Origin of the sequence: Rhodococcus sp. EPR-147 (assembly GCF_001647185.1) — a bacterium.
In the GTDB taxonomy this organism is placed as follows: Bacteria; Actinomycetota; Actinomycetes; order Mycobacteriales; family Mycobacteriaceae; genus Rhodococcoides.
The window spans coordinates 1-4,640 of record NZ_LVCU01000409.1; the positions used below are offsets into that span (position 1 = coordinate 1).

The 4,640-nt window shown below is 60.5% G+C and carries 6 protein-coding genes and 1 pseudogene; 1 reads left to right on the forward strand and 6 read right to left on the reverse strand.

Features of this window, described 5'->3' with window-relative positions; translation table 11 throughout:
- The 4 genes and pseudogenes from A2J02_RS28790 to A2J02_RS27815 form a co-directional block, all read right to left on the reverse strand.
- Positions 1–280 (reverse strand): annotated as a pseudogene (locus tag A2J02_RS28790) (hypothetical protein); the annotation flags it as partial.
- Between the two features lie 178 nt (positions 281–458).
- A complete protein-coding gene (locus tag A2J02_RS18135) occupies positions 459–989 on the reverse strand; it encodes a Clp protease N-terminal domain-containing protein (RefSeq protein ID WP_082898905.1) in 531 nt (176 codons plus the stop codon).
- Positions 990–1,205: a hypothetical protein gene (locus tag A2J02_RS18140; protein ID WP_068051821.1), complete on the reverse strand. Its 216-nt coding sequence runs from the start codon at positions 1,203–1,205 to the stop codon at positions 990–992.
- Positions 1,206–1,459: 254 nt separating this feature from the next.
- The gene (locus tag A2J02_RS27815) at positions 1,460–2,224 is read right to left on the reverse strand and encodes a hypothetical protein (RefSeq protein ID WP_156516282.1); all 765 of its coding nucleotides are present in this window, start codon (positions 2,222–2,224) and stop codon (positions 1,460–1,462) included.
- 18 nt (positions 2,225–2,242) lie between these two features.
- On the opposite strand from A2J02_RS27815, the gene A2J02_RS27820 reads away from it, so the two are divergent.
- On the forward strand, positions 2,243–2,437 hold the full coding sequence (locus tag A2J02_RS27820; protein WP_156516283.1) for a hypothetical protein: 195 nt from the start codon (positions 2,243–2,245) through the stop codon (positions 2,435–2,437).
- Positions 2,438–2,933: 496 nt separating this feature from the next.
- On the opposite strand, the gene A2J02_RS18150 is transcribed toward A2J02_RS27820, so the two are convergent.
- Positions 2,934–3,299: a helix-turn-helix domain-containing protein gene (locus tag A2J02_RS18150; RefSeq protein WP_317784747.1), complete on the reverse strand. Its 366-nt coding sequence runs from the start codon at positions 3,297–3,299 to the stop codon at positions 2,934–2,936.
- The gene (locus tag A2J02_RS18155) at positions 3,265–4,368 is read right to left on the reverse strand and encodes a tyrosine-type recombinase/integrase (protein ID WP_068051831.1); all 1,104 of its coding nucleotides are present in this window, start codon (positions 4,366–4,368) and stop codon (positions 3,265–3,267) included. The genes A2J02_RS18150 and A2J02_RS18155 overlap by 35 nt, the downstream gene beginning before the upstream one ends.
- Positions 4,369–4,640: the final 272 nt, after the last annotated feature.

Below are 4,640 nucleotides of genomic sequence, written 5' to 3' on the forward strand. Positions count from 1 at the left end.
CACTGGGTAAGTCTCTTATCTGATCTCGAGGTATTCGCTGACCCTCCAATCCGACGACCGTTCCGATACTGAGCGTGGCGTGAAGTCGAGGAAGTATGGCGTTATTGCCGAGAAGATGTGCCACGCGAGCGCCCACGACATCCATGCTCACTTCCCAGATACCCATCCCCATTCCGATCAGATAGAGCGCGTCACCCGCGAAGACCGACCAACCTGATTCCGGCCCGACGGAGAGCGCACCCAGTCCCACTGCTGAGACGACGACGCCCGGAGCGATCACGCGTCTTGCCCCCGACGCGCTGGATGATCGTCCCGGCGAACGGCAGACCGGATACGGCCCCCGCCGACAAGAACAGCAGACGAATCCCCAATTGGGAAGGTCGACAATGCCAGGTCCGTGCCGATGGCGGGATACGACTGATAAACGCGGTGTTCATGGGCTCCGTTGACGAGAAACGCTAGGTAGTCAGTGGTGAGATCGCGCCGCGTGCACGAGCCACCGTCACGCCGGCCGGCAGGAGAGTGCGCACCGTGGAGTCATCCTGCGCAAGAACCCCGAGCAGAACGTGAGCTACACCGATATCGCGGTCTCGGAGTGCAACTGCTTCTTTCATCGACTGCCGGAGTGCCTTTTTGGCAGCTTTGTCGAAGGGTAAATGCCGCCGTGCCCGTTCGCGCTTGCGATCGAGGGCTCCGGCACCGAATGCGGCGTCGACCTGCGAGACAACGGCATCGAGATCGATTCCAATCGACTTCAGCGCGTGAGCATCTGCGGGCCCCAGCCCAGCGCTGACCTGTACCACCGAGCGAACTGCTTCGGAAGTGACTCCAAGCGTGGTCATTCGAGTCCTTAGCGACTCGTCGGCACCGTCGAGCGCAGCAATCATCAGGTGCTCGACGCCGATACGCGACGATTGCAGTTCGCGGGCGACATCCTGCGCACCGATCACGGTGAGTCGAGCTGCTGCGGTGAACTTCTCGAACATCATCTACCTCCCTTGTCCGCCGTGCTTCTTGTGCACGGCCTGTCTGCTGACTTCGAGCGAGTCCGCAATCAATTGCCAGGGCCAACCCTGGTTGCGGGCATTGCGAACTTGGACTGCTTCGAGACGCTCGAGCAGTCGACGCAGTGCTAGCACTGCGCGAAGCCCTTCGGCAGGATCAGGGCTGCTGGCGGCTGCGGCGAGTGTTGTGGCTTCGGTCATGGTGTCAATGTAAATTGACATCGGCCGCTTGTCAATTCCGGTTGACGGCGCGATCCGCTCCTGTGACCCCAGGTTGCTGCAGGAATGGCTCTGACAACGGCACGACGACGATCTCGCAGCCGAGTCCCGCCAATGCATCGTATGAAGTCTGCATAGGGCGTACGCAATCTCAGAGGTAGTGCGAATGCCGTGGATAGGCTTCGGGGCCGACTGCGTGGATAGAAGTCTTGAATGACCTCAAAAAGGGCGGGTAGTCACGTCGTGCGTGATCCAATCGCCGGATAGCTGCCCATCGGGACGCCCGAGCGAGCGGCGTGAATGTTCATCACCTTGTTGCTGTATCCGAGTAGGTCGGCGAGCGTTGCGGCGTCGAGTTCTTTGGTCAGGTCGTGCAGCGCTGCGTTGCGAATCGCGAGGATTTTGATGCCGAAGACCTGTCTGAGTGTATTCAGAAGGGTCTGCTCGGTGATGTGATGCCCGGCCCGTGTTCCTGGGAACAGCCACGGGGATTGATTGTTGGTGGTGCGCTGGTTGGCGCGTGAGGTCAAGTATTCATGGAAGAGGGGGAGTAGCGGTTCGGGCACTGGCGCAGGATGTTCACCGAGGTGGAGGCTGATTCCCGTTGGTGTGACTTCTACTTGCTCCGTGCGCATTTCGGCGATCCGGCGGACCGGCAGCGCATACAGAAGAAGCATCAGTGCAGCGATCCGGTTGTTGAGCACCACTGCCTCCGACTCGAGGACTGTTCGAATCAGTGTAAAGCGTTCGTGGGATGAGGCGAGTGGTGTTTGCCGAGCCTCGCGGTATTTCAGGTGGTAGCGCTTGCCGATCCCTGTTTTGGCTCGCCATTGGAGAAAGTTGCGTGCTGCCATTCGGGTGGTGGTCCCAGTGGAGAAGTACTCGTCGACGTGGGCCTGAGTCAGTGCGTCGACAGTGACGTGATGGTTCTCGCTCAGCCAGATCAGGAACTTCCCGGCTTCGGTGATCTCTTGCTTCGCGGTTCGAGTTGCGTTGTCCATGTTGCGGATTCGGTTTCCGTGGATGCGGCGAAGGTGATGCCATCGGGCAAATTGTTCGAGAGCGGTGCGAACATCTGGTCGGTCTGCGAGTGTGTCGAGCCGGTTCTCGAGCCACGTCTGGAACCGGGCGAGTCGAGGATTACCGCGGTCGGGCAGGATGTGAAGGTCCACCAGCATTTCTCGAAGGTGTTCGACGTGTCGGCCAGGGGGTAGCTCGTCGAAGGCACTGTGCGAGAGCATCAGCTCACGGTCACCGATCTTCTGCAGCAGCTCGGCAGCCGATTTGCCTCGCATCCAGGTAACGATGCTCTCCGGACGTGACACCTTCGCCAGTTCTGCGACGAGCCGTTTGAGTCGGAGGTCTGGGGGATCGTGCGGTCGTAGAGCCGCGGTGAGGTCTGCGGTGACGACGCATCGTGCGCAATGTCCACCACGTAGGCGCTCGGCCTCGCGGCCGCAGTTCGTGCAGTCGAGGGCAGTGGTGATGCCTGCGCATTCCCGGCAGATCGACTGCCGGGCGGGTGATAGCCCGGGTGTCATTCGTTCGATGCCGCACAGTGCGCAGCGGCCGTAGGTGCGCACTGCAGCGGTGAAGCACGCACCGCAGAGTGATTCGGTGGGCCATCGGACTCGGTGCCGGGAAACAGCGATAGTGCAGCGATCGCACACCTTCGATCCGCCGACCGTACGCGGTCGGCCTCTGGGACGGTCAGGCATCGTCGTCGGTGATTCGCGCCCTGACTGGTCTGTATGCGTCAAGGAGAGGAACGTCCGTTGGCGAGTTCACTGCACGCTTGTCTCGTCGACGGTTCGCGTCTGTCGCGGTGTAGGTCACGAGGTCGCCGGCTTCGATGCCGAAGATGTCGCAGAGGGCAACGAGAACACTGAACGCGATGCGTTCGGGTTCCTGTCCGACGATCCTGTAGATCTGTGATTCGGACAGGGTAATTCCTCTGTCCCGCAACGGTTCCACGAGGTCACGACTGTTCTTCATTCCAACGCGTGCCATGTGTTCACGCACACGCCAGCGATACTGTATTTCACGTTTCATCGTCTGCCTTTCCTCTCGCACCATCTCGTTCACCGACGCTGCGACGCAGCGTGTTCGACAACACTTGTTCCAGATGGCGTGCCCGGTAGTCGGGGGAGGCGATCGTATAGATGGAGGTCGTTGCTGCGTGTTCGTGGCCGAGCTGCATTTGCACGAAGCTCAAGTCGTATCCGTACTCGGTCTGTAGATGAGTTGCATACGCGCGTCGGAGCGAGTGCAGGTCCAAGCCCGGCGGGAAGCCGAGCTCGTCCACCAGGTTTCGCATCCGCTTCCACAGGTCTCTGCCGGCGACAACACCTCCGCGGTCGGTGGGGAACAGGTCGGCGAGCGGCTGTCCGTAACGGGGTAGGCCGTAGTTGACCCAGTGTTCGAGTGCCTCTGCAGCCCAGTCGAATACGGTCAGGACTGTGCGTTGTTTGGCGGGTGAACCGCGCATCGCTTTTCCGTGCCTGATACGTAGCAGTCCCCATTCACCGAAACCAGGGGCACGGGCGTTTCGTGAGCAGTCGACCAGTTGCAGCTGTCGCCCTTCGCCGGCCCGCAGGCCCCATCCGTACAAGACCTTGAACGCCACCGCATCGCGCCACGCAGCAAGTGCGCCTTTGCGTCCCGAGTTGAGGATTCGTTCCGGTTCGAGATCGGCGAGGTCGAAGAACTGCTGTAGCTCCGCCTTGGTGAACGGGCGCCGCTTGTCCTGGGTGTCGTTGGTCTGCACATGAGTGGCTCGGTTGAATTCGGTGATCACCTGCGAGAACACGGTCCCGAACAGCCGCCCGCAGTTCTCGTTCCACTCGTAGACGGGGTTGGTCGCGTACTCCAAGAACAGTCGGACGTCGGACTGATAAGCCCGAATCGTGGCGTGAGAGAGATTGCGTACCCCACGCAGATGAGCGAAGAACTCGTCGGCATCGTGCGGGGACCATTGCCACGGTGGGGATCCCACGAAGTCGACCATGCGATGGATCAGTTTGATTCGGCGGTCGGCGGTACTTGCACGGAAATTCTGGGTGATCTGCGCGCGTCGCCAGCCGACGAGGACATCGTCGAGGAAGGCTTCGGAGGATGCGGAACTATCGGCCGGAAGGTAGATCAATCGACCACCAACTTCACGTCGGTCCACGTCAGCACCCTTTCGTCTGTCTGCATATTCTGCACTTGAAGAGCGCAAACTGCAACGATAGCTGCCATAACGCCTGCTCAGACCGGGCTGCTTGTCGTGACACTGTCTCATCGGAGCGGCGCCTAGATGTGGACCTGGGATGTGCATGCCGATGGTATCGATGCAGCTCAGGCGAGTATCGGCGAAGCACGGGGGCAGTTACACGAAGCAGAGATATTCGCGCCAAGTGCTGATAACCAATCTAC

What these genes read in the sequence shown, in the direction of transcription:
- A2J02_RS18140 (WP_068051821.1), bottom strand. Translation starts at nt 1,205, where the DNA reads ATGACCGAAGCCACAACACTCGCCGCAGCCGCCAGCAGCCCTGATCCT.
- A2J02_RS18150 (WP_317784747.1), bottom strand. Translation starts at nt 3,299, where the DNA reads ATGGTGCGAGAGGAAAGGCAGACGATGAAACGTGAAATACAGTATCGC.
- A2J02_RS27815 (WP_156516282.1), bottom strand. Translation starts at nt 2,224, where the DNA reads ATGGACAACGCAACTCGAACCGCGAAGCAAGAGATCACCGAAGCCGGG.
- A2J02_RS18135 (WP_082898905.1), bottom strand. Translation starts at nt 989, where the DNA reads ATGATGTTCGAGAAGTTCACCGCAGCAGCTCGACTCACCGTGATCGGT.